Annotated in this window: 24 protein-coding genes and 1 tRNA gene; 18 read left to right on the top strand and 7 right to left on the bottom strand. The window is 63.4% G+C overall.

Annotation, left to right across the window (positions count from 1 at the left end):
* The 8 genes from ACTHL0_RS12395 to ACTHL0_RS12360 all read left to right on the top strand — a co-directional run.
* Positions 1-972 (top strand): OFA family MFS transporter (locus ACTHL0_RS12395; RefSeq protein ID WP_440567044.1); only part of this gene is annotated, 972 nt, incomplete at its 5' end.
* A gap of 14 nt (positions 973-986) precedes the next feature.
* On the top strand, positions 987-1,118 hold the full coding sequence (locus ACTHL0_RS12390) for an MFS transporter small subunit (RefSeq protein WP_440567043.1): 132 nt from the start codon (positions 987-989) through the stop codon (positions 1,116-1,118).
* A 142-nt stretch (positions 1,119-1,260) separates the two neighbouring features.
* Positions 1,261-1,806, top strand: coding sequence for an NUDIX hydrolase (locus ACTHL0_RS12385; RefSeq protein ID WP_440567042.1), 546 nt, complete (start codon positions 1,261-1,263; stop codon positions 1,804-1,806).
* 56 nt (positions 1,807-1,862) lie between these two features.
* Positions 1,863-2,600 (top strand): leucyl/phenylalanyl-tRNA--protein transferase, encoded by a 738-nt coding sequence (aat, locus tag ACTHL0_RS12380; protein WP_440567041.1) that lies wholly within the window; start codon positions 1,863-1,865, stop codon positions 2,598-2,600.
* Positions 2,601-2,672: 72 nt separating this feature from the next.
* Entirely contained in the window at positions 2,673-3,452 is a 780-nt protein-coding gene (locus ACTHL0_RS12375) for an arginyltransferase (protein ID WP_440567040.1), read from the top strand.
* 132 nt (positions 3,453-3,584) lie between these two features.
* Positions 3,585-4,628: a quinone-dependent dihydroorotate dehydrogenase gene (locus tag ACTHL0_RS12370; protein ID WP_440567039.1), complete on the top strand. Its 1,044-nt coding sequence runs from the start codon at positions 3,585-3,587 to the stop codon at positions 4,626-4,628.
* 98 nt (positions 4,629-4,726) lie between these two features.
* A complete protein-coding gene (locus ACTHL0_RS12365; RefSeq protein WP_440567038.1) occupies positions 4,727-5,527 on the top strand; it encodes a transporter substrate-binding domain-containing protein in 801 nt (266 codons plus the stop codon).
* Between the two features lie 232 nt (positions 5,528-5,759).
* Positions 5,760-6,419: an amino acid ABC transporter permease gene (locus tag ACTHL0_RS12360; protein ID WP_440567037.1), complete on the top strand. Its 660-nt coding sequence runs from the start codon at positions 5,760-5,762 to the stop codon at positions 6,417-6,419.
* 66 nt (positions 6,420-6,485) lie between these two features.
* Here the strand turns inward: ACTHL0_RS12360 and ACTHL0_RS12355 are convergent, their stop codons facing one another.
* Together ACTHL0_RS12355 and ACTHL0_RS12350 are read right to left on the bottom strand one after the other, a co-directional pair.
* Positions 6,486-7,463, bottom strand: a complete 978-nt coding sequence (locus tag ACTHL0_RS12355; protein WP_440567036.1) for a Gfo/Idh/MocA family protein — start codon at positions 7,461-7,463, stop codon at positions 6,486-6,488.
* Between the two features lie 200 nt (positions 7,464-7,663).
* Positions 7,664-8,380, bottom strand: a complete 717-nt coding sequence (locus ACTHL0_RS12350) for a FadR/GntR family transcriptional regulator (protein WP_440567035.1) — start codon at positions 8,378-8,380, stop codon at positions 7,664-7,666.
* A 1,109-nt stretch (positions 8,381-9,489) separates the two neighbouring features.
* On the opposite strand from ACTHL0_RS12350, the gene ACTHL0_RS12345 reads away from it, so the two are divergent.
* Positions 9,490-10,224 carry a Crp/Fnr family transcriptional regulator gene (locus ACTHL0_RS12345; RefSeq protein WP_440567034.1) on the top strand — a complete coding sequence of 245 codons (735 nt, stop codon included), beginning with the start codon at positions 9,490-9,492 and terminating at the stop codon, positions 10,222-10,224.
* Between the two features lie 138 nt (positions 10,225-10,362).
* Here ACTHL0_RS12345 and ACTHL0_RS12340 read toward each other — a convergent pair whose 3' ends face one another.
* From ACTHL0_RS12340 to ACTHL0_RS12330, 3 genes are all read right to left on the bottom strand, one after another.
* Entirely contained in the window at positions 10,363-10,599 is a 237-nt protein-coding gene (locus tag ACTHL0_RS12340) for a hypothetical protein (protein ID WP_440567033.1), read from the bottom strand.
* Between the two features lie 241 nt (positions 10,600-10,840).
* On the bottom strand, positions 10,841-11,539 hold the full coding sequence (gene rpiA, locus ACTHL0_RS12335) for a ribose-5-phosphate isomerase RpiA (protein WP_440567032.1): 699 nt from the start codon (positions 11,537-11,539) through the stop codon (positions 10,841-10,843).
* 104 nt (positions 11,540-11,643) lie between these two features.
* Positions 11,644-12,516, bottom strand: coding sequence for an IclR family transcriptional regulator (locus tag ACTHL0_RS12330; protein WP_440567031.1), 873 nt, complete (start codon positions 12,514-12,516; stop codon positions 11,644-11,646).
* A gap of 315 nt (positions 12,517-12,831) precedes the next feature.
* Here ACTHL0_RS12330 and ACTHL0_RS12325 point away from each other — a divergent pair, with 315 nt between their 5' ends.
* From ACTHL0_RS12325 to ACTHL0_RS12295, 7 genes are read left to right on the top strand one after another with little or no spacing between them, the layout of a single operon-like run.
* Positions 12,832-13,920: an ABC transporter ATP-binding protein gene (locus tag ACTHL0_RS12325; protein WP_440567030.1), complete on the top strand. Its 1,089-nt coding sequence runs from the start codon at positions 12,832-12,834 to the stop codon at positions 13,918-13,920.
* Positions 13,913-14,839, top strand: a complete 927-nt coding sequence (locus tag ACTHL0_RS12320) for an ABC transporter permease (protein ID WP_440567029.1) — start codon at positions 13,913-13,915, stop codon at positions 14,837-14,839. Before ACTHL0_RS12325 ends, ACTHL0_RS12320 begins: the two co-directional genes overlap by 8 nt.
* A gap of 16 nt (positions 14,840-14,855) precedes the next feature.
* Positions 14,856-15,650, top strand: coding sequence for an ABC transporter permease (locus ACTHL0_RS12315; RefSeq protein ID WP_440567028.1), 795 nt, complete (start codon positions 14,856-14,858; stop codon positions 15,648-15,650).
* A 36-nt stretch (positions 15,651-15,686) separates the two neighbouring features.
* Positions 15,687-16,007: a (2Fe-2S)-binding protein gene (locus ACTHL0_RS12310; protein WP_440567027.1), complete on the top strand. Its 321-nt coding sequence runs from the start codon at positions 15,687-15,689 to the stop codon at positions 16,005-16,007.
* Positions 16,007-17,524: an FAD-dependent oxidoreductase gene (locus ACTHL0_RS12305; protein WP_440567026.1), complete on the top strand. Its 1,518-nt coding sequence runs from the start codon at positions 16,007-16,009 to the stop codon at positions 17,522-17,524. The genes ACTHL0_RS12310 and ACTHL0_RS12305 overlap by 1 nt, the downstream gene beginning before the upstream one ends.
* Positions 17,517-18,635, top strand: coding sequence for an NAD(P)/FAD-dependent oxidoreductase (locus tag ACTHL0_RS12300; protein ID WP_440567025.1), 1,119 nt, complete (start codon positions 17,517-17,519; stop codon positions 18,633-18,635). Before ACTHL0_RS12305 ends, ACTHL0_RS12300 begins: the two co-directional genes overlap by 8 nt.
* A 31-nt stretch (positions 18,636-18,666) precedes the next feature.
* Positions 18,667-19,716, top strand: a complete 1,050-nt coding sequence (locus ACTHL0_RS12295) for an ABC transporter substrate-binding protein (protein ID WP_440567024.1) — start codon at positions 18,667-18,669, stop codon at positions 19,714-19,716.
* A 58-nt stretch (positions 19,717-19,774) separates the two neighbouring features.
* Here ACTHL0_RS12295 and rlmB read toward each other — a convergent pair whose 3' ends face one another.
* Positions 19,775-20,518 (bottom strand): 23S rRNA (guanosine(2251)-2'-O)-methyltransferase RlmB, encoded by a 744-nt coding sequence (rlmB, locus tag ACTHL0_RS12290; protein WP_440567023.1) that lies wholly within the window; start codon positions 20,516-20,518, stop codon positions 19,775-19,777.
* A 138-nt stretch (positions 20,519-20,656) separates the two neighbouring features.
* Positions 20,657-23,131 (bottom strand): ribonuclease R, encoded by a 2,475-nt coding sequence (gene rnr / locus ACTHL0_RS12285; protein ID WP_440567022.1) that lies wholly within the window; start codon positions 23,129-23,131, stop codon positions 20,657-20,659.
* A gap of 242 nt (positions 23,132-23,373) precedes the next feature.
* Here rnr and ACTHL0_RS12280 point away from each other — a divergent pair.
* Positions 23,374-23,460 (top strand) — tRNA-Leu (locus ACTHL0_RS12280).
* 155 nt (positions 23,461-23,615) lie between these two features.
* A complete protein-coding gene (locus ACTHL0_RS12275) occupies positions 23,616-24,842 on the top strand; it encodes a tyrosine-type recombinase/integrase (protein WP_440567021.1) in 1,227 nt (408 codons plus the stop codon).
* Positions 24,843-25,091: the final 249 nt, after the last annotated feature.

Here is a 25,091-nt window from a genome sequence, read left to right as displayed (position 1 = left end):
GGCCTCGGGCTCGGCTACGTCTCGCCGGTCTCCACGCTGATCCGCTGGTTTCCCGATCGCCGCGGGATGGCGACGGGCATGGCGATCATGGGCTTCGGCGGCGGCGCAATGATCGCCGCACCGCTGTCCGTCGCCTTGATGAACCACTTCAAAAGCGCGACGAGCGTGGGCGTGGCGCAAACCTTCGTCGTGCTCGGCATCGCCTATTTCATCTCCATGTCGATCGGCGCGCTCGCGATCCGCGTGCCGCCGCCCGATTGGAAGCCGGCCGGCTGGGTGCCGCCTGATACGGCCCACCGGATGATTACGCGCAATCACGTGCACATCGATCGCGCGCTGACGACGCCGCAGTTCTATCTCGTTTGGCTCGTGCTCTTTTTGAACGTCACGGCAGGCATCGGGATCCTCGGTCAGGCCTCCGTCATGATCCAGGAAAGCTTCAAGAATACGGTGACGCCCTCGGCGGCCGCCGGCTTCGTCGGGCTGCTGTCGCTGTTCAACATGGGCGGCCGGTTCGTCTGGGCCTCTTCGTCCGACAAACTGGGCCGCAAGAACACCTACTTCGCATTCTTCGTGCTCGGCGCCGTGCTCTATTACCTCGTGCCGAGCTTCGCGACATCGGGGAATATCGCGTTGTTTGTGCTCGCCTACTGCGTGATTCTGTCGATGTACGGCGGCGGCTTTTCCACCGTTCCGGCCTATCTGGCCGATCTGTTCGGCACGGCGTTCGTCGGCGGAATCCACGGCCGATTGCTGACGGCATGGGCCGCGGCCGGCGTAGCCGGGCCCGTCCTCGTCAACTACATTCGCGCCTATGAAGTCGCGCATGGGGTGGCCAAGGCCGACGCCTACACGATGACGGTTCACATCATGGCGTTCCTGCTCGTCGTCGGCTTCATTTGCAACCTGCTGGTGACGCGCGTCGATGCGAAGCACCACATGTCCGAAACCGAACTCGCGGCCGAGCGCTAAGGAGACGATCAAGCATGCAAAACGCTACGCAAACCCGCTCGCAAACGAGCACCGCCAGCCTCGTCGTATTTTGGGCGTACGTGCTGATTCCGTTGGCATGGGGCGTCGTCAATACGCTGACGCAGGCAATGAAACTATTCGGCTGAGCGCGTCAGCGCATCCACGCCGAGAGAGCCGGGCCGAGCCCGGCTTTTTCTTTGGGCGGCATGGCGTCCGAACATCATGGCGCCGCGCAGCACACGGCGCGCCCGGTGATACACTCGCATCACCCAGTTCCGCACTCTCCCTATGAAATTCTGCTCAGTCTGCGGCCAAGCAGTCAGCTTACGCATCCCCCCCGGCGACAACCGCGAGCGTTTCGTTTGCGAAAGCTGCGGCACCGTGCATTATCAGAATCCGCGCAATGTTGTCGGCACCGTCCCGGTATGGGAAGACAAGGTGCTGCTGTGCCGGCGGGCGATCGAGCCGCGTTACGGTTATTGGACACTGCCGGCGGGCTTCATGGAAATGGGCGAAACGACGGCGGAAGCGGCCGCGCGGGAAACGCTCGAGGAAGCCGGCGCACGGGTCGAGGTGCAGCATCTTTTCTCGCTGCTGAATGTCCCACACGTGCATCAGGTGCATATGTTCTATCTCGCGCGCCTGCTCGATATCGATGTAGCCGCGGGCGAAGAGAGCCTTGAAGTGCGGCTGTTCAACGAAGCCGATATCCCGTGGGACGACATCGCCTTCCCCACCGTCGGCCAGACACTGCGCTTTTTCTTCGACGATCGGTCAGCCGGCAATTACGGGCTGCATACGGGCGACATCTTCCGCTCGCTGCGTGACGGCTGATCCCGCCCGCGCGATTGCCACCGTGACCACCGTGACCACCGCAAGCCAGCACTAACATGGTCCCCTGGCTCGGCCCCGACGATCCCTTTCCGCCCGTCGAGCGTGCGCTCGGCCAGACGAGCGGCGCGCCCGGTTTGCTCGCCGCGAGTTCCGATCTGCTGCCCTGGCGGCTCGTCGATGCCTACCGTCACGGCATCTTTCCGTGGTACTCGGACGGCCAGCCCGTTTTGTGGTGGAGCCCCGATCCCCGGATGGTCCTGCTGCCGCGGGAATTCAAGGTTTCGCCGTCGCTGCGCAAGACGCTCAAGCGCGTACTACGCGATCCGCGTTGGGAAATTCGCGTCGACGCCGATTTCCCGGCCGTCATGCGCCGTTGTGCGCAAGCGCCGCGCCGCGGCCAGCGGGGCACCTGGATCACCGCCGAAATCATCGATGCCTACGCGTCGCTGCATCGCATTGGCGATGCCCACAGCATCGAAACCTGGCTCGACGGCGAACGCGTGGGCGGCTTGTACGGCGTTTCGATCGGCCGCATGTTCTTCGGCGAATCGATGTTCGCGGAAGTGAGCGACGCGTCCAAGATCGCGCTGGCCGCGCTCGTCGGCCACCTGCGCCGTCACGAGATAGAAATGATAGACTGCCAGCAAAACACGCCGCATTTAGCGTCCCTTGGCGGGCGCGAGATCGCGCGCAAGACGTTCGTCGCTCACGTGCGTTCCGCTGTGGCCGCGGCCCCCATTCCGTGGCACTTCGATAAAGCGGCGCTGCTCGAAGTCCTGCCGCATGCGGTATAGGTTGAGGCCCGCCCGATCGCCAACGATCGGGGCGGCCCGTCAGAACTACGGACGATGCATTGAGAGCCGCCAATGACTCACCCGAATGAGCTGCCGCTTTCACCGCTTTCCGCACTGCAGTTTTACGCGACCGCGCCCTATCCCTGCAGTTATCTGGAAGGCCGCATCGCGCGCTCGCAAGTGGCGACGCCGAGCCACCTCATCAACTCCGATGTCTACACCGATCTCGTCAAGGCCGGCTTCCGGCGCTCGGGCGTGTTCACTTATCGGCCCTATTGCGAGGGCTGCCGGGCCTGCGTGCCCGTGCGCGTGCCGGTAGCCGCATTCACGCCGAATCGCACGCAGCGGCGAGTCTGGAAGCGCCACGGCACGCTCGTCGCCGCCGTCTCGCCGCTGCACTACGAGGAAGAGCATTACGTACTCTATATGCGCTACCAGGCGGCCCGTCACGCCGGCGGGGGCATGGATCGGGACAGTCGCGATCAGTACGAGCAATTCCTCTTGCATAGCCGCATCAATTCGCGGCTCGTGGAGTTCCGCGAGCCGCCCGATGCGCCGGACAACGCGGGCGTGCTGCGCATGGTCAGCATGATCGACATCCTCGGCGACGGGCTCTCCTCCGTTTATACGTTCTTCGAGCCCGACGCCGCGCACGCGAGCTACGGCACGTACAACATTCTCTGGCAGATCGAACAAGCAAGAAGCCTGGGCCTGCCGTATGTCTACCTTGGATACTGGATTCGAGAGAGTCCAAAGATGGCGTATAAAGCCAATTATCGGCCGCTCGAGGGGCTGCAGGACGGGCGTTGGGCCCCCCTCGCCTGCACGGCCGCCGATCCAGATCGAGCGTAGTTCAGTATCGCCAGAGGATTCGCCTTCGGCCCCTGGGCTCGGCCCATTGCGCGCAGTGCGCACCCGTGCCTGGGGCACCCGCGCCGAAATCGCTAAAATAGCGGGTTTTCTTTTTTCCCACCGACCGCTCAAGTGCTCAGTTCCCTTTACCCGCTAGTCCGCGCCCGCCTCTTTCGCATGGATGCGGAAGACGCCCACCACCTCACGCTCGGGATGCTCGGCGCCGCCGGCCGCACCGGGCTCGCCCGCCTGCTCGCGCCGCATGTCCCTGACTTGCCGCGCACCGTCATGGGCATCGCGTTCCGTAATCCGGTCGGATTGGCAGCGGGGCTCGATAAGGAAGGCGCCTGCATCGACGGGCTCGCCGCGCTCGGCTTCGGCTTTATCGAAGTGGGCACCGTCACGCCGCGCGCGCAACCGGGCAATCCGCGGCCGCGGATCTTTCGGCTGCCCGACGCCGGCGCCCTCATCAATCGGATGGGCTTCAACAATCGCGGCGTGGATCAGTTCGTCAAAAACGTGCAGGCCGCGCGTTACCGCGGGCCGCTGGGGCTGAACATAGGCAAGAATGCCGATACCCCGATCGAGCGCGCTGCCGACGATTATCTGTATTGCCTCGAACGCGTCTATCCGTTCGCGAGCTACGTGACCATCAACATTTCTTCGCCGAATACGAAGAACCTGCGTCAGCTGCAAGGCGCGAACGAACTCGACGCGCTCATCGGCGCACTGAAGGATAAGCAGCAGCGCCTCGCCGATCTGCACGGCAAGCTCGTGCCGCTCGCGCTGAAGATCGCGCCCGATCTCGACGATGAGCAGATCAAGGTAATCGCCGATACGCTGTTGCGCCACGGCATCGAAGGCGTGATCGCCACGAACACGACGCTATCGCGCGCGGCCGTGGCAGGCATGCCGCATGCGGACGAAACCGGCGGCCTGTCCGGCAAGCCTGTCTTCGATGCGTCGAATGCCGTGATTCGCAAGCTGCGCGCCGAAGTAGGCGAAGCGGTGGCCATTATTGGCGTGGGCGGTATTGCGTCGGGTGCGGACGCCGCGGCGAAGCTCGCCGCCGGGGCTTCGCTCGTGCAGCTGTACACAGGCTTCATCTATCGCGGTCCGGCGTTGGTGGGAGAATGCGTCGATGCGATCGCCCACGCTCACCCGGCACGCATATAGACATAAACAAACAGTATTTCTGACGTGATGGGTACTTCGCTATCATGGCTGCACTCGCGATAGCCCCTTCGGGATAGTCAGCACAAGGAGATCAAACGATGAAGTTTGCGACGTTCAAGAAGATTCTCACGGCCGGTGTGATCGGCATGACGTTCGTGGCCGCCACGGCGCACGCGGAGGATCTGCTCGATCAGGTCAAAGCGCGCGGCACGCTGCGGATCGGCTGCGAAGGCACGTTCCCGCCGTTCGATTCGAAGGATACGAAGACGGGCGAGCTCGTCGGCTACGACGTCGACATCGCCAAGGCCATCGCGGCCAAGCTCGGGGTGAAGCCGGAGTTCGTCACGACCGAATGGAGCGGCATCATCGCCGGCCTGCAGGCGGGCAAGTTCGATGTCATCGTCAACCAGGTGGGCGCGACCGACGCGCGCAAGCAGGTGCTCGATTTCTCGCCGGCTTACACGTATTCGGGCGCCGAGTTGATCCAGCGCAAGAACGACGACCGGCAGTTCAAGTCGCTGGAAGACTTGAAGGGGCATAAGCTTGGCGTCGGTCTCGGCACGAACTACATGGACATGGCCAAGGCCGTCGGCGGCATCGATATCAAGACGTATCCCGGTGCCCCGGAGTATCTGCGTGACCTTGCCGCAAGCCGGCTCGACGCGGCGCTCAACGATCGGCTGATGGTGGCTTACTTGCTGAAGAACGCTCAGTTGCCGCTGCGTCCGGGCGCGATGGTCGGATCGGCACCGCCTTCCGCCATCCCGTTCAAGAAGGGCAACCCGAAGTTCGCGAAGGCGATCGACGATGCCATGACGCAGTTGGAAGCCGATGGCACGTTCGCTAAGATCTCCGACAAATGGTTCGGCATCGACGTGAGCAAGCCAGCAGCAAAATAAGCGATCACGGATAGACCCACCCCGGCCTGAACGCACAAGGGCGGCATCGCAACGATGCCGCCCTTCGCTTTTGCGCCGTCCGGCATACGCCCCTGTACACCGCGAATGCACGCGCAGTTTTCGACGCGTATATCATGTGCGCTCGCGCGCATTGCGCACACCGGCGCTATCCGTCCTATCCGCCCTATCTGCTCTGTCCGCTATCCGGTAGCAGTCCTCAACAATAAACGATATGTCCACCACCACCCTGCTCGTTCAATCGATGTCCGTGCTCGCGCAGGGCGCCGTCCTGACGGTCAAGTTCGCCGTCCTATCGATGATCTTCGGCCTGATCGCGGCCGTGTTCCTCGCGCTGATGGGCATCAGCCACAGCAAGCCGCTGAACTGGATCGCGCGCGTGTATGTGAGCCTGATGCGCGGCACACCGCTGCTCGTGCAGATCTTCGTGGTTTATTATGGACTCCCAAGTATCGGGATTTCCCTCGATCCGACGCCGGCCGGTGTCATCGCATTGTCTGCGAACGTCGCGGCCTATCTCTCGGAAAGCATGCGTGGTGCGATCAACGGCATCCATCGCGGCCAATGGCTCGCCGCCTATAGTCTCGGCTTGTCGCGCCGTCAAACGCTGCGCTATGTGATCGGGCCGCAGGCGCTGCGCATCGCCGTGCCGAGCCTGTCGAACAGCCTCATCAGCCTCATCAAGGACACGTCGCTCGTGTCCGTCATCACTGTCACCGAGCTGCTGCGCAGCGCGCAGGAGATCATCGCTTCGACGTATCAGCCGCTGCCGCTGTACCTCGCGGCGGCAGCCGTCTACTGGGTGCTGTGTCAGGTGCTCGAATGGGCGCAGCACCGCTACGAACGCCGGCTCGCGCTGCCCTCGCGGCACTGAGCGCAAGGCAGGAGGCGCACCGCGGCGCGCCGCCGGCCAGGCCACTTCGCCGGAGGGGCGGTTGCGCTATTCCGCCGGGAATTTCACACCGAGCGTCTCCCGCGCCGCGTCCGCCATCGTGATCATCTGCAGCGACTTCTCATGAGTCATGATGGGGCTCTCGAGCGCCCCCGCTCGAATGAGTTCGCAAAAGTGCTCCGTCTCGTAGTTGAGCCCGCCGCCTTCGAACGGCACGTTGAGTTCCACCACGCGGCCGCCAACATAGCTGACGGTCGCACGCACGGGATTCCACCACTTCTCGTGAATCGAAACGTGTCCGAGCGGTCCTGCCAGCAGCGCGTCGCCCTTTCCGTCCAGATCGAGCCCGCAAAAAAGTTGCGCAATGCCGGTTTCGTGCCGGCTATGCACGCTCGCGAACGTATCGACGCCCGTAGGACCCTTGCGCCCGAACGTCTGCACATCGAGCGGCGCCCCAAGCCAATCGACCGCCAGGAACAGCTCGTAGATACCGATATCGAGCAGCGCGCCGCCGCCCTCCGCCAGCGAGAACGAGGGATGATCGGACGGCACATCGGCCAGCGAGCAGCCCGCCCGGACTAGGCCGACCGGGCCGATCGGGTCGGCCGTCAAATGCTCGCGCAGCTTGCGGTACAGCGGAAAGAACGGCGGCTTCATGGCTTCCATGAATAGCCGCCGCGAATCACGGGCCGTCTCCAGGACGGCTTCGAGCTGACGCGCGTTCAGCGTCGCGGGCTTTTCGCAGAGCACATGCTTTCCCGCCGCGAGGGCGGCCCGCGCGAAATCGATATGGCTGTCGTTGAGGGTGGCGATATAGACGGCATCGACCTCGCTGGCCAGCAGATCCTCGAATCGTTCGCTTGCCTGACCGCCATGCCGTTGCACGAACGCATTCACGCTTTCGGCGCGGCGTGACCATACGCGAGCGAGGCGCGCGTCGCGCACGTGCGCAAGCCCTTGCGCAAAGCGATGCGCGATATGTCCCGCGCCCACGATACCCCAGTCGATTCTTCCCACTTCGTTCATCGTCGCATCCCTCATTCATTTCATCTCAGCTTGATCGTGAATCGCAACTTCCTTGATTCAGATCAAAGCGCTCGACATGATAAGACGGTCGATATCGCAATCCGTTCTGTTTTCACACCATGACAAATCCGATCAATCATTGCCGCAAATGAAAAGACCGGCGCATGACGGCGCCGGTCTTGCATCCGATGCGAGCGAACCTATTTGCGGTTCGGCATTTCCACCGAAAACTCACGGCTGATTTCATCGGCTGCGAAGTCGATCACGGCCAGCGCCGCCGCTTCAGCCTCTTTCGGATCGCGGCGCTCGATCGCTTCGACCAGCCGCTCATGCGTGCGCACCGAAATCTCCCATGCGCCGGGCTTTTGACTGAGCATAGGATGCGTAGCCGATAGCGCGCCGCGAATGATTGCCGCCATTTGCTGGAAAAACTGGTTGCCACTCGCATGTACGATGCGCGTATGCAACAGTTCGTCAGCGCCCTGGTACCCGGCATCGCCCGGTGCGAGCGTTTTGAACACTTCAAACGCCTCGCGGATCGCGGCAACCTCGGAGACGCTGGCCCGCGAGGCCGCTTGGGCGGCGGCACGCGGCTCGATCAGCATCCGGAACTCGATCACGTCGCGCATGAATTGCGGATCGGGTTTTGCACGAAACCGCCAATTCACGACGTCTTCGTCGATCATGCGCCAATCGCGCATCGACCGGATACGTGTACCCACTTTTGGACGAACATCGAGCATATCGCGCGCAAGCAGCATCGACAGTGCTTCGCGCATGACCGTCCGGCTGACGTCGAACTCTTTCGACAGCACGTCTTGCGGCGGCAGAATCGCGCCGTATTTTTCTTCGACGATCCCACTCACGAGCCCGTCCATGACCTTGCTCACCAGCGAACGGTCTTTGCTCTGCTCCATCACTCCCCCCGATGCGCCGTCCGACGCTTCTTTGCCTGTTTCATTGCGCACCTCCCGCACCGCAGCCGGTAGGCAATACGGTGCTGCTATCCACGGCGGTGCGCCATTGGGAAACGCCTGAAGAGGGTTATCCCTCTGACGAAATCCGTGCATCCCGCACACTGCTATTTCGTTGTCTCACCCAGCTTTCGCCTTCGCATTCTCGTTCGTTTCGGACACCTACACGATTTCACGAGAATGCGACTCATTCTTTGACGCGCCTCACCTGTACAAGACATTCGACCATCGGCGGGACGTTTCGTTGTCCGAAACAATGTACGACGAATCGCTATGCTGCACGGTACGTCCGCGGCAACCGTAAGACCGTTCGGCATCGCACCCACATCGCGGAGTTCATCCGCCATTGGGGAAACCACGCAACGGCGAGGCATTTCATCCGTGTCTCAACAATGAGTCACTTCCGACACGCCGATCGATAAGCCTGCGCACACCCTCGCCAAGCCCGCGCCAGCCGCCTTGGGCGCGTACCGCTGCGCAGCGCCATACCGCGATCAAAACGGCGAAACAGGCGGCTCCGCGCCTGTCGGGCGTGAGCCAGGTCCGACGAAAAGACGCTCGGCACGGCGCCGAGTGTGCTTTGCAACATAACTGAATCATTTCGCTCGCTCGCGGCTCGCCAGCGGTACGTATCCGTCCATCCCCGCCGCTAGGTGCCCGCGGCACTGCCCCCTGTTAAACGCCAAGCCGATCAACGGTCTGAGCGAATGGGCCGACCGTGTCTTGCAAGAGGCGGCCGCCGCTGCCGGATGTGCAGATTTGAAACAAAAAGCCGAGGCGGCTCACATTGCGCACGATGCAACGTCGCAGGCGACGCGTGCAACCCCGGCGCGATGGGGCTTGGCACGATCCTCGCAGAACGGGGCCCGCAAACCGAGCGCTGCCGCACAGACGGCGCAGCGGCCAGGGAGGCCGACACGACGCCGGGAAGCGCGCATCAAGCCGACGATTTTTTCTTCGCCGATGGGCGCGCCGAAACCGGCCCAGTAACGAACAAGCCGCAACAGCACGTGCGGGAGACGCACGGTGCGGCAAGGAACCGAGGACCGATCATGTTGACGCTACAATCCGACCTTCACGGCAATCACCTTCTCGGCGCGCTGCCGTCACACGAATGGCAAGCGCTGACGCCACATCTTGAATTGGTCCATCTGCGCACGGAGCAACTGCTGTGCGACTGCGGCCATAAGATCCATCACGTCTACTTCCCCACCACCGCCATCATTTCGATCCTCTCGATGATGGAAGACGGCGGCTCGGTGGAACTGGCCGCCGTGGGCCGCGAGGGCATGACCGGCGTCCAGGTGCTCACCGGCGGCGAGACGATGCCCAGCCGCGTACAGGTGCAGTGTTCGGGTTTCGCCTATCGGATGAGCGCGCAACAACTGAAGCAGGAAATCGCGCGCTCCGACCTGCTGCGCCGGCTCATGCTGCTCTACATGCAGGCGCTGCTGACGCAGGTTGCGCAGACGGCCGCCTGCAATCGGCACCATTCGCTAAGCAAGCAGCTATGCCGTTGGCTGCTGATCGAAATCGATCGGGCTGCGACGAATGAGTTGGCCGTCACGCAACAGTTGATCGCCGATATGCTCGGCGTACGGCGCGAAGGCATTACGGAAGCGGCCGGCAAGCTCCATAATCAAGGCTTGATTCATCACAGCCGCGGACACATCAAAGTGCTTGACCGAGAAGGCCTCGAATCGCGTGCGTGCGAGTGCTACGGGCTCGTCAAGCGCGAATTCGACCGCTTATTGCCGAGCCTTCACCAAACGAACACGGTGAGTTGAGCGACGCCGGGCAGGGAAACGGGGGGGCGCCGATTAATTAGCATCCCTAAGCATTCCGGCTCGCCGTCATCGCGCGATTGCACCCGCAACGGCGAGCTTGCGCTCGAACAATCGGCACAATCGGCGCAATCGGCGCATTCAATGCGTCTCGGAATCGATCCGTATCCGCGCTTGAATTTCGAACAAGGCGGCGAGCATGCCCAAATGAGCGCGTTCCTCCGTCGCCTCCTCTTCGGTCATCCCGCCGCAGGCTTGTCCGCCGACGACGATACCGAGCCCCAGCGCGTAGTTGCTTGCGAACGTGGTAGGGTCCGCCTGCCCGTCCCTCAGCCGCGAATAGGCCGTATCGAGGGCCTGCCTGAGTTCGCATTGCATGATGGGTTCTATCCTCAAAACGTGTGAAACGCCGCCGCGCTCGTGCGCGAATCTGGCTTCCGTAGGAAGCCGCCGCGATTAAACGAACCCGGCGGGCGGACAACAAGGTAGCCGGCACCGCCTATTGCCGCCGCGCACGAACCCTGACGATCACCTTTCGGGGGTGGGAAGGGCTCCATGGCTCTGCGGTGTATGCCGCAATACCGGTTACGCGGTACTACGGCAAGAACCGCTCCACCCTTTAGCCCTGCGAGCGGTAATCGATCGTTTCCACGCCTGAATCCGAGCCGAGCAAGCAAAGATCCGCGCCGCGGCTGGCGAATAGACCGACGGTGACCACCCCCGGCCACGCGTTGATCTCCGCTTCGAGCGCGCGCGGGTCGTGGATCGCCAGATGTTTGACGTCCAAAATTTCATTGCCGTTGTCGGTGATGTAGGGTGTGCCGTCCTTCGTGACGCGCAGCACCGGCACACCGCCGAGCGCCATCAGCCGGCGTCCCACTGCGGTGCGCGCCATCGGCACGACCTCGACGGGAAGCGGAAAGGAGCCCAGGACCGGCACCCGCTTCGACTCATCGGCAATGCAAACGAAAACTTCGGACACCGAAGCGACGATCTTCTCGCGTGTGAGCGCCCCGCCGCCGCCCTTGATCATGGCACCCGTTGCATCGATTTCGTCCGCGCCGTCGACATACACGGGCAGCGATTCGATCTCGTTGAGGTCGAACACCCTGATGCCATGCTGCTGCAGCCGCGCCGTCGTGGCGACTGAACTCGATACCGCACCGCGGTAGCGGTGCTTCTGGGCGGCAATCGCATCAATGAAGCAGTTGGCGGTCGAGCCCGTGCCGACACCAATCACGGTGCCTTCAGCTACGTTGGCGTTTACATAATCGGCAGCAGCTTGGCCGACCAATCGCTTGAGTTCGTCTTGAGTCATGGGGCGGAGAAAAATGCAGGCGAAAGGCGTGAGTTTACCGGAGTTCTCCGCGCCGGCGGACGCGTTAGCGCTCGATCTCCTGCTCGATTTCCCTTAGGCCGTCATCACGCCGCAGGCGCGACCGCCAGCCCATGCGCGGGGCGCCGCTTGAGTGCGACATCGAAGGGATTCGTCAGCGGGCCGATCGAATCGGCCTGGCGCTTCAGCAGTTCGACCACCATCGGCAGCCGGTCGTCTCCCAGCCGCGATGCGAGCGTGCCGACGCTCAACGCCGCGACGGCCGTACCGGTGCGATCGAGAATCGGCACCGCGACACCGGCCATCCCCTCGAGGACACCGCTGTTGCGCGCCGCGTAGCCGAGCTGGCGCACGCGCTCGATTTCCGTACGCAGGTAGACTTCATCAAGCACCCCGAAACCGCGAATGCGCGGCACGTTATAGCGGATGATCTCTTCGCGCTCCGCCTCGGGCAAAAACGCGAGAATCGCGAGGCTGCCCTGGCCCACGCCGAGTGCGATTCGGCCGCCCACGTCGTTCGTAAACGAACGAATCGGAAACGGCCCCTCGCAGAGATCGAGACACACCGCATCGAAGCCGCTCTTCGCCAGCAGAAAGATCGTTTCGCCCAGGCTCGCGCACAGGCGGAGCAATGCCGGACGACACAGCGCACGCATGCCGCCGGGATTGCCCGCTTGCGCCGCCAGCGCGAAGAAATCGACGCCGAGCCGGTACAACTTCGTGCGTTCGTCTTGCTCGACGATCCCCTCTGCGATCAGCGCACGCAAGATGCGGTGCGTCGTGCCCTGCGTGAGCCCAACCCGCTTCGCGAGCTGCGTCACGCGGACGCCGCTCGTTTGCAGCGAGGCCAGAGCGCGAACGAGTGCGAACGCGCGCGGCAGCATTCCGGCGCCGGGCGCATCCGCGCCTTCCTCCCCGCCTGCCAGTTCGTCGTCTTGCGTCGCGTCGTCGATCATCATCCAGGACCCCTCCGGTGTCATCGTTTCATTCAATGGAATGCATTTAGCCCGTTCATTCGCCCAGCAGTATCGCAGCTTTTACCACGCTGCGCCGTGTGCCGATATCATCCAAGGGGAAACCCTGAAACCATCGCATGAAATTCAACGGGCTGCATCAGCCGGTATCGTTCCGTCAAACGGAATATTTCCGATATTCCTATCGTTGATCGGAATTCCAAATTGACTCGCCTTATATGGCTGGACAGAATCGGCTCTGCCTGATGCCCTTACGCCCATGCGCCTCGCGAGGGGCTTCGCTCACAAGGAGCTTCAATCATGTCGTTCCTCACGCTCGCCGATGTCTCGAAGTCGTTCGGCCCTTTGCATGCGGTCGCCAACCTGAATTTGTCCGTCGAAAAGGGCGAGTTCGTCTCGCTGCTCGGGCCATCTGGCTGCGGTAAAACGACGACGCTACAAATGATCGCCGGCTTCGTGGAGGCGACCAGCGGCCGCATCGTGCTCGACGGCCGTGACATCACGGACATGAAGCCGAATCAGCGCGGGCTCGGCATCGTCTTTCAGAGCTATGCGCTGTTCCCGCACATGACGGTCGCGCAAAACGTGCGTTTCGGTTTGGAAATGCGGCGCATCGGCAAAGCCGAAAGCGAAGCGCGGGTACGGGAAGCACTGTCGCTCGTGCGGCTCGACACGCTGGCCGATCGATTTCCGCGCCAACTCTCGGGCGGCCAGCGCCAACGCGTGGCGCTCGCCCGTGCGATCGTGATTGCCCCGCCCGTTCTGCTGCTCGACGAGCCGATGTCGAATCTCGATGCCAAGCTGCGCGAGGAAATGCAGTTCGAGCTCAGAGCCATCCAGCGGCGCATCGGCACGACGACGATCATGGTCACGCACGACCAATCGGAGGCGCTGTCGATCAGCGACCGCGTCGTCGTCATGGAGGCCGGCCGCATCACGCAAGTCGATACGCCCTACCGTGCCTACGAACGCCCCGAGAACCGCTTCGTCTCGGAGTTCATCGGCAAGGCGAATCTTTTCTCCGGCACCCTCGTCGCGCATGACGAAGCCAGTCTCCATATCGAAGTCGGCACGGATCGCATCGAAGTCGGTCGCGCGTCACACCAACGGCCAAGCGATACGCCGCAGCTCGGCGATGCGGTGACCGTCTGCATCCGTCCGGAGAAGGTGCGCCTCGATCCCGCCGGGTCGGGCCGTTTGCCCGCAACGGTCACGAGCCGTTTCTTTCTCGGCAGCCAATGGCTTTATCGCGTGGACTGCCGGCTAGGCGAAGTGCTCGTGTGCTGTCAGAACGCGGGCGATGAACCGATCGCGGAAGGGCAATCCGTCGGCATCGACTGGAAACGAGAAGCGGTGCGATTCGTTGCGAGGGATGCGCAACATGGCTAATGCAACGCTCGAGGCGGGCGAGCCCCGCACCGCTACGCCCGAGCCGGGCCGTATCGCCGCGCGCACGCCGTGGCGGGCGTATGGGCCGATGTGGCTGCTTTGTGCACCGGCGCTCGTGCTGTTCGCGACGCTCGTGCTCGTGCCGCTCGCCATGACGTTCGTGTTGACGTTCTATCGGTTCGATCCATCGGTGGGATCGATTGCCGCGTTCCAATTCGGCAACTACGTCAACGTATTGAGTTCTTCGTACTACCAGACGATCTTCGCACGTACGTTCGGCATCGCCGCGATCACCACGGTTCTGTGCGCGGCGATCGGCGCACCGGAAGCGTACGTGCTGTCGAAGATGCGCGACCCGTGGCGCTCGGCGTTTTTGCTCGTCATCCTCGCCCCGCTGCTAGTCTCTGTCGTGGTACGCGCCTTCGGTTGGAGCATGCTGCTCGGCACCGCCGGCGTCGTCAATCAAGCATTGGGCGCGTTCGGCGTCGGGCCCTACAAGCTCGAATACACGAACTTCGCGATCGTCATCGCCCTGGTCCACGTGATGTTGCCGTTCATGGTGATTCCGGTCTGGACCGCGCTGCAAAAGCTCGATCCGCAAACGGAACACGCCGCGCTCTCGCTGATGGCTTCACCCGCCACCACGCTGCGCCGCATCGTGCTGCCGCAGGTCATGCCCGGCGTGCTCTCGGGCAGCCTCATGGTGTTCGGGCTGTCGGCAAGCGCGTTTGCGATCCCGGGCCTGCTTGGCGGACGGCGCTTGAAGGTGGCCGCCACCGCTGTCTACGACCAATTCCTCGGTTCGCTGAACTGGCCGCTCGGCGCCACGATCGCGCTGTTGCTGCTGGCGGCCAACCTCGCCATCATGCTGACCTACTACCGCATGCTCGAGCGCCGCTACGGCCGCAGCATGGGCTGAAGCGAAGGAGATCGACATGCGACGCAACGGCCCCTTCGCCCTCGCCTTCCATACGCTCGTCATCGCCTTCGTGCTGGCGCCGCTTCTCATCGTCGTGCTCGTGGCCTTCACGCCCGACGAAACGCTGACGCTGCCAACGCATGGATTGTCGTTGCGATGGTTTCGCGCGATCTTGAACTATCCGGATTTCATCTCGGCTTTCTTCACGAGCATCAAGCTCGCGTTCATGTCGGCCACGCTCTCGCTGGCCGTCGCCTTGCCCGCAGGCCTCGCGATCGCCCGGGCACGGTTTCCCGGGCGTGAGTTCCTGAACGCGCTGCTGCTTTCGCCGCTCGTCATTCCGGGGCTCGTGCTCGGCATCGCGCTTCTGCGCTTCTTCGCACTCGTCGGAGCAACAGGGTCGTTCGCATGGCTCGTGCTCGCACATACCGTCGTCGTGACGCCGTTCGTGATGCGCCTCGTCCTGGCCGCTGCCACCGGGCTCGACCGCAGCGTCGAACATGCCGCGCAATCGCTCGGGGCCGACGCCTGGACCACACTGCGGCGCATTACGCTGCCGATGATCGTGCCCGGCATCACCGGTGGATGGCTGCTCGCATTCATCAACAGCTTCGACGAGCTCACGATGTCGATCTTCGTCACCTCGCCGCAAACGGTCACCCTGCCGGTTCGCATGTACATGTATGCGACGGAATCGATCGATCCGATGATGGCATCGGTGTCGACAGTCGTCATCTTCGTCACCGCTGCCGCGATGCTGCTGCTCGATCGCGTCTATGGCCTGAACCGTATCCTCATCGGCCAGCATTGAAGGCGCTGGCCCCATCGGTATTTAGGATAACGAACCATGCCATACGACGAAGCACAACTGGTACGTCTGGCCGAAACCGGCCGTGCCCCTGTCTCGTTCACGCTGGACGGCGCGCCGTGCCGCGCGCTCGAAGGCGACACCGTGCTGACGGCGATCCTGACGCAGCGTCGGGCGCTGCGCGCCTCTGATTTCAGCGGCGAGCCGCGCGCCGGGTTTTGCTTGATCGGCGCCTGTCAGGATTGCTGGATTCGAACCGAAGAAGGACAGCCGCTGCGCGCGTGCTCGACGACGATCGAAGCCGGAATGCGGCTGCTTAGCCGGCTAAATGCGGACCGGTCGCAGGGAGGGCTGGCGTGATGACGAACGACGCCCGGATCGTGATCGTCGGCGCGGGCCCCGCAGGCGTGCGCGCAGCGCAAACGCTCGTCGATGCCGGCGTGCGCCCGATCGTGATCGACGAAAACGCGCGCTGGGGCGGACAGATCTATCGTCAACCGCCGCAAAGCAGTGGCTTCCAACGCTCGCCGCGCGCGCTGTACGGCTTCGAAGCGCATAAAGCCATCGCGCTGCATGCGACGATGGCGAACCTTTTGCCCTGCATCGACTACCGCCCTCTTACACTGGCTTGGGCGTGCGACACCCACGCGAGCACCGGCGAAGCCTGTGCGCCGACCGATGGCGGGCAACAGCCGCTCGTGGGCCGCCTCGCGACGTTATGCGGCGCACGCGAACAAAGCATCCCGTTCACGCACTTGATCATTGCAAGCGGTGCGACCGACCGTGTGCTGCCGCTGCCGGGCTGGACCTTGCCCGGCGTCTATACGCTCGGCGCGGCACAAACGGCGTTGAAGTCGCAAGGTTGCGCCATCGGAAGACGTATCGTTTTCGCGGGTACGGGCCCGCTGCTCTATCTTGTTGCCTATCAATATGCAAAGGCGGGCGCACAGGTCCTCGCTGTGCTCGATACGGCCGATACGGCCGCGCAGGCTGCGGCATTGCCTAAGCTCGCGGCGCGCCCGTCCATGCTCGCGAAAGGCTTGTACTACGTCGGCTGGCTTCGCGCACACGGCGTCCGAATCGAGCGCGGCGTTGCGCTTCAGGGCGTCCTCGGCGACAGCCACGTCACGGGCATCGCTTGGCAAGCGGGCGCGAACTCGCCAGCTTCGGCGAACAACAGCGCCGAAACACTCGAATGCGATGCGGTCGGGTTCGGCTACGGACTACGCCCCGAAACACAGCTCGCCGATATCGCCGGTTGCCGCTTTCGCTACGACACACTCAATCGATGCTGGCTGCCCGAGCGCGACGAGGCGGGACGCACATCGATCGGCGGCATTTATGTCGCGGGCGATGGAGCGGGTATCGCGGGCGCCGATGCGGCCGAATGCGCCGGGCATCTCGCTGCGCTTGCCGTGCTCGACGATATGGCGTTCGCTCCTCCCTCTTTGCAACGCAAGTCGCCGCTCGTCGAAGCTGCCGCCGCGCACCGCCGCTCGCTGCAACGCATCGCCATCTTCCGTGCGGGCCTTGAAGCGGCATTTCCCGCCCCCTTCGAGCGCGCGGGTACCTGGCCTGACACGATGACGGTGTGCCGCTGCGAAGAAATCGACGCCGGGACGATCCGCCAATGCCTTCGCACGGGCGCCGCGCGCGAAATCAATCGTCTGAAGGCGTTGACCCGCGTTGGAATGGGCCGATGCCAGGGCCGCATGTGCGGCGAGGCAGCGCAGGCCTTACTCGCTGACGAAACCGGGCTGCCCTTCGACGCGCTCGGACGATTGCGCGCCCAAGCCCCGATCAAACCCATCCCGTTGGCGGCCGCTCTGTGCGACGAACGCGTCGCCGCCGTGCCTGAAGATGCGCGCGATGAATGAGCCGATTCCACATTTCGACGTGACGATCGCCGGCGGTGGGCTCGTCGGCGCCTCGGCCGCGCTCGCCCTCGCACGGAAAGGCATGCGGGTCCTGCTGCTCGAACGGCGTCATTGCGGGGCGCAGGCAAGCGGCGTGAACTACGGGGGCGTACGTTGCCAAGGCCGCCCCGCGGAACAATTGCCGCTCGCCATGCGGGCAAGAAGGATTTGGGATCGACTGCCCGAACGGATTGGCATCGACGGCGAATTCGTCGTCTCGGGGCACTTGCGCCTGGCGCGCAGCGAAGCCGATCTGGCGGGGCTCGAAAGCTACGCGCAGATGGCTGCGCAATATGGGCTACCGTTGCAATTAATGTCGGGCGACACATTCAAGCGCCGCTATCCCTGGCTTGGCGCGGTAGCCATCGGAGGCTCGCTCTGCACGAGCGACGGCCATGCGAACCCGCGTCTCGTCTCGCCCGCCTTCGCACGCGCCGCACGGCAAGCCGGAGCACTCGTGCGCGAACAGACCGCGCTGACGCACGCCGAGTACGACGGCAAACGGTTCTCGCTGCGCGCGGGCGACGAAATCTTCCAATCCGACTGGCTCATCAACGCCGCCGGCGCGTGGGGCCTCACGCTCGCGGAGCGCTTCGGGGACACCGTTCCGATGAAGCCCATCTATCCGAACATGTGGGTGACCGAGCCGCTGCCGCAGTTTCTGGAGCACAACCTCGGCGTGTTCGGCGGCGGGATATACGCGCGGCAGGTCGCGCGCGGCAACTGCGTGATCGGCGGCGGCCGCGGGCATGGCGACGGCGATTTCGCGCAGCCGTCGTCCGATACGACCCGCGCCGTGATGCGCGACGCGTGCGCGCTCTTGCCGGCGCTCCGGCAAGCCTTGCTGATCCGCACCTGGAGCGGCGTGGAAGGCTGCACGCCCGATCACAATCCGATCCTGGGCGCGAGCCGCAAGGTGCCGCGGCTGTTGCATGCATTCGGCTTTTCCGGGGGCGGGTTTCTGCTCGCGCCCGGTGTTGGCGAAGTACTCGCCGACCTCGTGATCGACGGCGCCACCGAGACGCCGCTCGACGCGTTCGATGTCGATCGTTTCTCGGCCGTCCCCGCATGACGCTTCGCTTTTCAATGATCAGGAGACCTTAATGAAAGCCTTCCGCATCCTGTCGGCCGCCGCAATGGTGGCCGGCGTGACGCTCGCCGCGACACCCGCTGGGGCGCAGTCGAAAACGATCTATATCGGCATGAACGGCGGGCCGATGGAAAAAGCCTATACGACGCAGGTGCTGCCGGCCTTCGAGAAGGCGAACAACGTGCAGGTTACCGTCGTACCCGGCACTTCATCGGACATCCTGGCCAAGCTGCTCGCAAATCGCGCCCATCCGCAGGTGCACGTCGCGTTTCTTGACGATGGGGTGATGGCGCGCGCCGTCAGTCTCGGCCTCTGCGAAAAACTCGATGACGCCCCGGTTCTCAAGGAACTCTATCCGTTCGCGCGGATGAAAGACGACGTCGGCGCCGGTGTCCAGCTCGGCATGACGGGCATCGCCTATAACAAGAAGCTCTTTACCGAGAAAGGTTGGGCGCCGCCCACCTCGTGGCTCGACTTCGCCAATCCGAAATACAAGGGCAAGGTGGTATTCCAATCGGCGTCGAGCAGCACATTCGGGCTGCACGGTTTCTTGGCGCTTAACCGCATCTGGGGCGGCAGCGAACAGAATGTCGAGCCCGGATTTACGAAATGGGCCAGCACAGTCGGCCCGAATGTCGTCGAATACATCCCGAACTCGGCCAAGATTTCGGAGATGGTGCAAACAGGCGAAGCCGCCCTGTTTCCGCTGACGCCGACGGGCGTCGCCGACTTGCAGGACAAGGGCCTGCCGGTGGCGTACGTCAATCCCAAGGAAGGCCCGGTGTTGTTGCTCGTCGACGTCTGCGTCGTCAAGAACAACCCCGACGATCAACTCGCGCAAAAGCTCGCGCAGTTCCTGCTGTCAGCGCCCGCGCAAGAGAAAGCCGCCGAGGCCGGCAAGCAGATCCCGACGAATCGTCTCGCTAAAATGCCGGCATCGATGCAGCAAAGCCTCGGCAACATCGAGAGCCTCGTTCATACGGTGACTGTCGTGGATTGGGATGCGATCAACGCACATCGTGCGCAGTGGGATACGCGCTGGAACCAGCAGGTCGAGCGTTAGGCGCGTTTGTTTTCGATCGGGGAACGGCCCGCGCGGACGTCCCCCGATCGGAGCGGCATTAACGTGCGGCCACGCGCTGCCGTACCGCCTCGAACAGACATACTCCGCTCGCAACGGACACGTTCAAGCTTTCGACTGTCCCCGCCATGGGGATATGCATGACCTCGTCGCACGTGTCGCGCGTCAAGCGCCGCATGCCCTCGCCTTCGGCCCCCATGACGAGGGCGACGGGGCCATCGAGCTTCGTCTCATAGAGGCTGGCCTTGGCATCGCCGGCCGTGCCGATAATCCACACGCCAGCATCCTTCAATTCCCGCAACGCGCGCGCCAGATTCGTGACGGTGATGTAGGGCACGGTATCGGCTGCGCCACTCGCCACCTTCGCGGCAGTGGCGTTCAAACCGACAGCCTTGTCGCGCGGCGCGATGACGGCGTGCGCGCCCGCTCCGTCCGCCACGCGCAGACATGCGCCGAGGTTGTGCGGATCAGTCACACCGTCGAGCACGAGCAAGAGCGCCGGCCCGTCGATGCCATCGAGCAACTCCGCGAGGTTCTGCGCGAGCGGCAAATCGCTTGCGCGCGCAACGACGCCTTGATGCCGTTCGGTATGGGCGAGCCCCCACAGACGCGTTTCGTCCGCCGCGATCACGCGCACGCCCGCTTCCTTCGCCGTTTGCAGAAACTCCTGCATCCGGCGATCGCGACGCGTCGCATCGTAAAACACTTCTTCGACCGTCGACGCGTCGTGCCGCAAACGCGCGGTCACTGCATGAAAGCCGTATAAAACCTTGAGACGTGACATAGCTGAATATCAATCTTCGAATCGGTATTGCGTCGAGCCTGAAAGGCGAAAGCACAGCGGCGCGCCATGCACTCGCTGTGCCGAAAAAATATCGCGGCGCGCTCGCTTCGATGCGGGACCTGCGCCGCCGAGCGAAGGCTAGCCCTTCTTGCGCGAGCGCGCCTTCGGCGCCCCCTTATTGGACGCTCCGCTCCGCTTGCGGGCGGCCTGGGCGCGTGCTGCACGCGCCTCGACAACGGCAGCCGACTTGCCCGGCGCAGCCTTCTTGTGCCGCCCTTCGTCGACAGATGCCAACGCCCGCACGTGCGGCCCGCGCCCAGCCATCACCTCCGGCTCGCCAACCGGCCGGGCCGTCGCGGTTGCGCGGGATGCCCCGGCGGGCTTGGCCGGCGTATCGCGCACGAGCCGGAAATCGATCTTGCGCGCGTCGAGATCGACGCGGCTGACCTGCACGCGCACGCGATCGGACAAACGATAGCGAATGCCGGTACGCTCGCCGCGCAGCTCGTTCTTGATTTCGTCGTATTGGAAGTAATCGGAGCCGAGTTCGGTGACGTGTACCAGCCCTTCGATAAACAGCGAATCGAGCTGCACGAAGATCCCGAACGAGGTGACCCCGCTGACCATTCCGCCGTACTCCTCGCCGAGCTTGTCGCGCATGAAGTAGCACTTGAGCCAGGTTTCGACGTCGCGCGAAGCTTCATCGGCGCGCCGCTCGTTCGCCGAACAGTGCAAGCCGAGTTCTTCCCAGATCGCCGTGTTCTCCCGCGCGCGCGGACGCGTTTGCTCGTCGGCCTGCTGCAACGCGCGCGCGCGCGGCGACAGCGCCGTATTGAGCGCCACGCCGTTCGGCGCGGCGGGCCGGTACTTCGTCCCCGACAAGATGGCGTAGATGGCGCGGTGCGTCAGCAAATCCGGATAGCGGCGAATCGGACTCGTGAAGTGCGCGTAGGCATCGTAGGCGAGACCGAAGTGCCCGATGTTGTCGGGGCTGTAGACGGCCTGCTGCATGGAACGCAGTAGCATCGTCTGCAACATCTGCGCATCGGGCCGATCGCGCACTTGCGCCATCAGCGCCGCGTAGTCGCTCGCGTGGGGCGTTTCACCCCCGCCGAGGGAGAGACCCATCCCGCGCAGGAACGTGCGTAGATTCTCGAGCTTCTCGGCGGTCGGGCCGGCGTGGATACGGTAGAGGCCTGGATGCTTGTTGCGCTTCATGAAGTCGGCCGCGCAGACGTTCGCCGCGAGCATGCACTCTTCGATGAGCTTATGGGCATCGTTGCGCTGGCGCGGCAGAATCTGTTCGATCTTGCCTTGCGCGTTGCAGACGATATAGGTTTCGGTCGTGTCGAAGTCGATCGCACCACGTTTTTGACGCGCGGCGAACAGCGCCTTGAACACGCCGTACAGATTTTGAAGCTGCGGCACCAGCGCCGCGCGGCGCGCCGCCTCAGGGCCCTTGGTATTCGTGAGCACGGCGGCGACTTCGGTGTACGTGAGCCGCGCCGCCGAATGCATGACGCCCGGATAGAACTGATATGCCTTGATTTCGCCGCGCGCGGTGATCAGCATGTCGCAGACGAGGACGCAGCGATCAACCTCGGGATTCAGCGAGCACAGGCCATTCGAGAGCTTTTCCGGCAGCATCGGAATGACGCGGCGCGGGAAATACACCGACGTGCTGCGTTCGATCGCATCGGTATCGAGCGAGGTATCGGGCCGGACGTAATGAGAAACGTCGGCGATCGCCACGATGAGACGGAAGCCGTCGCCGCGCCCGACTTTCGTCGGTTCGCAATACACAGCATCGTCGAAATCGCGGGCGTCTTCGCCGTCGATCGTGACGAGCGGCACATCCCGCAGATCGACGCGATGGCGGATATCGATCGGCCGCACTTCGTCCGGCAACCCTGCCGCTTCGGCGAGTGTGGCATCGCTGAACTCGTGCGGCACGCCGTACTTGCGCACGGCGATTTCGATCTCCATGCCGGGATCGTCGATATCGCCGAGCACTTCGACGACACGGCCGAGCGGCTGCGAATGTCGGCTCGGGAAATCGGTCAATTCCACCACGACGATTTGGCCGACCTTGGCCTTCTTCGTGTTCTGCGTGACGAGGATGTCGTGGCTGATGCGCTTGTCTTCCGGGGCGACGATCAGCGCGCCGTTCTCGTTGAGCAGCCGGCCGATCACGCGCTTGTTCGCGCGCTCGGTCACTTCGACGATATGGCCTTCGGGGCGACCGCGGCGATCGTAGCCGACGATGCGCGCCAGGACGCGATCGCCGTGCATGACCTTTTGCATTTCGGCGTTGGGCAGGAACAGATCGTCTTGCCCGTCGTCGCGAATGATGAAGCCGTAGCCGTCGCGATGGCCCTGGACGCGGCCGGCGACGAAATTCGACGGATGGGTGAGCTGATAGTAGCCGCGCTTATCGAGCCGGATCTGGCCGTCGCGCTCCATGGCGCCTAAACGCTTGAAGAACCCTTCGCGCTCCTGGCGCTTGATCGACAGAGTTTCGGCAATGTCGTTGGCGGCGAGCGGCGATTCGCTCGTGCGCAGCACGCCGAGGATTTCCTCGCGGCTGGGGATCGGGTACGGATATTTACTCAAGGGGCGCTTGTCGATGATTGTTCTGGCTCGATACGTTGGACACGGCAATGCGCGCCATTCTAACACCCGCTCGGGGCGGGACGGACGGGTGGGCGGGTGTGGGTGCGGGTCCTGCGCGCGTTGGCGCGCGCGCTGTGCGGAAATGGGGTTTGAATGGCCGGGTGCCGGACTGATTGTTCGAAGCGCTTGACAGCGCGGTTTTAGTTGATACAATGGCGGTCTTTGTTGCAAGACGCACACCTGCCCAGGTGGCGGAATTGGTAGACGCACTAGGTTCAGGTCCTAGCGGTGGCAACATCGTGGAGGTTCGAGTCCTCTCCTGGGCACCAACAGATGTTCCGGCGTAAGCCGAAGTAGTCCGAGAAACCCCGTAAGATCAAAGTCTTACGGGGTTTTTTGCTTCCGCGAATGACTGCCATGTACCGGTGGCATCGACGATTTTTGCGTATACACTTGCGTATACGCGGAATCGAGGTGCCAGGCCATGCCCAAACGCGTCGAACCGAAGTCCGAAGTGGTGTTTCGTGTCGCCAAACCGCGCGAGCGGCCCTATCTGCTTGCCGATGGGAACGGGCTCGCTCTGCGCGTCTGGCCGGACGGAAGTAAGACATGGCTGCTCCGCTACCGCCGGCCCGGCACTGGAAAGGAAAATTTTCTCAGCCTTGGCCCCTACCCTGAGGTTCCGCTCGTCGAAGCGCGCAAGTCTGCCGCGATCGCCCGCAGCCTTGTTCGCGAAGGTACCGATCCGGTCGAGCATCGCCGGGCCGAATCCGCTGCGCGCAAGCGTGCTGCCGAAGGCGCGTTCCATCTGGTCGCAGAAAAATGGCTCGCATTTAAACGCAATGAGTGGGCCGATGAGACCTACCGCAAAGCCGAGTTTGTCATCCGGCAATATCTAGTCCCCCCGCTTCGCAACAAGCCGATCTCCACGCTCGCGACGTCGGAGGTCATACCCGTGCTAGAAGGAATAGCGGCGCATGCGCCCAACCTCGCGACCAAAGCGCGCCAATACGTGGGCGGCATCGTTACTTACGCGATCCACCACAGTCTGCGAGAGGACGGCGTCCCGTTGTCGCTACGCGGTGTCATCCCGCGGCACAACAAAGGTCACATCCCGGCGATCACGAAGCCTGCTGAGATCGTCCCGCTCGTGCAAGCCATCAACACATACAAGTCGCCCGTCACGCGGGCTGCTCTGAAGCTGACCATGCTCACCGGCTTACGCCCCGGCGTGATCGCCGCTGCACCGTGGGATGAAATCAACCTCGAGTCCGCTGAGTGGCATGTCCCCGCCGTTCGGATGAAGATGCGTCACGATCATATCGTGCCCTTACCGAGGCAAGCGGTTGTGTTGCTCCGCGAATTGCAGTCGCTTACGGGCCGCGGAGACTACGTGTTTCCGTCCCCGGCCCGCCAGAAGACGCCGCACTTGCACCGAGACGCGTTAAGCAAGGCCCGACGCGACATGGGATTTCAAGGAAAGCACGCCACGCATGGATTTCGCGGCATGCTGCGAACCGTCGGCCGCGAGCGACTCGGCATCGACATCGATGTTCTCGAAGCGCAACTCGCGCACGCGAAACGAGGCGACGTACAGAAGGCGTACGACGGAACGACATTCGACGATGACCGGCGCCGTGTCATGCAGGCGTGGGCTGACTACATCGACGGGCTGTGCAGAACAACGTCCACGCACGGCGACGTCGATTGAAATGCGAGGCTGGAACGGAATGGAACGGAACGAGGCGGCCGGCGAAAAATTCCCGGTGGCGCTCTGTGGTCGTCCACACGATGGCCGTAGAACGCCTAGGCAGCACGGAAATTCTGACACTCCCTGCAGCGGCGACGAACCGACCTTCCGATCACCGCCGCAACTGCTCAATTGGACGCATCAGTAGCGGCGTCCACCTTCTTGGCAGCGTTGGTCTTCGGCGCCGCTTTCTTCGTCGCCCCTTGCTTG

Source organism: Trinickia sp., assembly GCF_051961175.1.
In the GTDB taxonomy this organism is placed as follows: domain Bacteria; phylum Pseudomonadota; class Gammaproteobacteria; order Burkholderiales; family Burkholderiaceae; genus Trinickia.
This window is presented reverse-complemented; position numbering and strand designations above follow the sequence as displayed.

Coding starts and splice junctions, on each gene's coding strand:
- ACTHL0_RS12390 (WP_440567043.1), top strand. CDS start 987: ATGCAAAACGCTACGCAAACCCGCTCGCAAACGAGCACCGCCAGCCTC.
- ACTHL0_RS12385 (WP_440567042.1), top strand. CDS start 1,261: ATGAAATTCTGCTCAGTCTGCGGCCAAGCAGTCAGCTTACGCATCCCC.
- aat (WP_440567041.1), top strand. CDS start 1,863: ATGGTCCCCTGGCTCGGCCCCGACGATCCCTTTCCGCCCGTCGAGCGT.
- ACTHL0_RS12375 (WP_440567040.1), top strand. CDS start 2,673: ATGACTCACCCGAATGAGCTGCCGCTTTCACCGCTTTCCGCACTGCAG.
- ACTHL0_RS12365 (WP_440567038.1), top strand. CDS start 4,727: ATGAAGTTTGCGACGTTCAAGAAGATTCTCACGGCCGGTGTGATCGGC.
- ACTHL0_RS12360 (WP_440567037.1), top strand. CDS start 5,760: ATGTCCACCACCACCCTGCTCGTTCAATCGATGTCCGTGCTCGCGCAG.
- ACTHL0_RS12355 (WP_440567036.1), bottom strand. CDS start 7,463: ATGAACGAAGTGGGAAGAATCGACTGGGGTATCGTGGGCGCGGGACAT.
- ACTHL0_RS12350 (WP_440567035.1), bottom strand. CDS start 8,380: ATGGAGCAGAGCAAAGACCGTTCGCTGGTGAGCAAGGTCATGGACGGG.
- ACTHL0_RS12345 (WP_440567034.1), top strand. CDS start 9,490: ATGTTGACGCTACAATCCGACCTTCACGGCAATCACCTTCTCGGCGCG.
- ACTHL0_RS12340 (WP_440567033.1), bottom strand. CDS start 10,599: ATGCAATGCGAACTCAGGCAGGCCCTCGATACGGCCTATTCGCGGCTG.
- rpiA (WP_440567032.1), bottom strand. CDS start 11,539: ATGACTCAAGACGAACTCAAGCGATTGGTCGGCCAAGCTGCTGCCGAT.
- ACTHL0_RS12330 (WP_440567031.1), bottom strand. CDS start 12,516: ATGATGATCGACGACGCGACGCAAGACGACGAACTGGCAGGCGGGGAG.
- ACTHL0_RS12325 (WP_440567030.1), top strand. CDS start 12,832: ATGTCGTTCCTCACGCTCGCCGATGTCTCGAAGTCGTTCGGCCCTTTG.
- ACTHL0_RS12320 (WP_440567029.1), top strand. CDS start 13,913: ATGGCTAATGCAACGCTCGAGGCGGGCGAGCCCCGCACCGCTACGCCC.
- ACTHL0_RS12315 (WP_440567028.1), top strand. CDS start 14,856: ATGCGACGCAACGGCCCCTTCGCCCTCGCCTTCCATACGCTCGTCATC.
- ACTHL0_RS12310 (WP_440567027.1), top strand. CDS start 15,687: ATGCCATACGACGAAGCACAACTGGTACGTCTGGCCGAAACCGGCCGT.
- ACTHL0_RS12305 (WP_440567026.1), top strand. CDS start 16,007: ATGACGAACGACGCCCGGATCGTGATCGTCGGCGCGGGCCCCGCAGGC.
- ACTHL0_RS12300 (WP_440567025.1), top strand. CDS start 17,517: ATGAATGAGCCGATTCCACATTTCGACGTGACGATCGCCGGCGGTGGG.
- ACTHL0_RS12295 (WP_440567024.1), top strand. CDS start 18,667: ATGAAAGCCTTCCGCATCCTGTCGGCCGCCGCAATGGTGGCCGGCGTG.
- rlmB (WP_440567023.1), bottom strand. CDS start 20,518: ATGTCACGTCTCAAGGTTTTATACGGCTTTCATGCAGTGACCGCGCGT.
- ACTHL0_RS12275 (WP_440567021.1), top strand. CDS start 23,616: ATGCCCAAACGCGTCGAACCGAAGTCCGAAGTGGTGTTTCGTGTCGCC.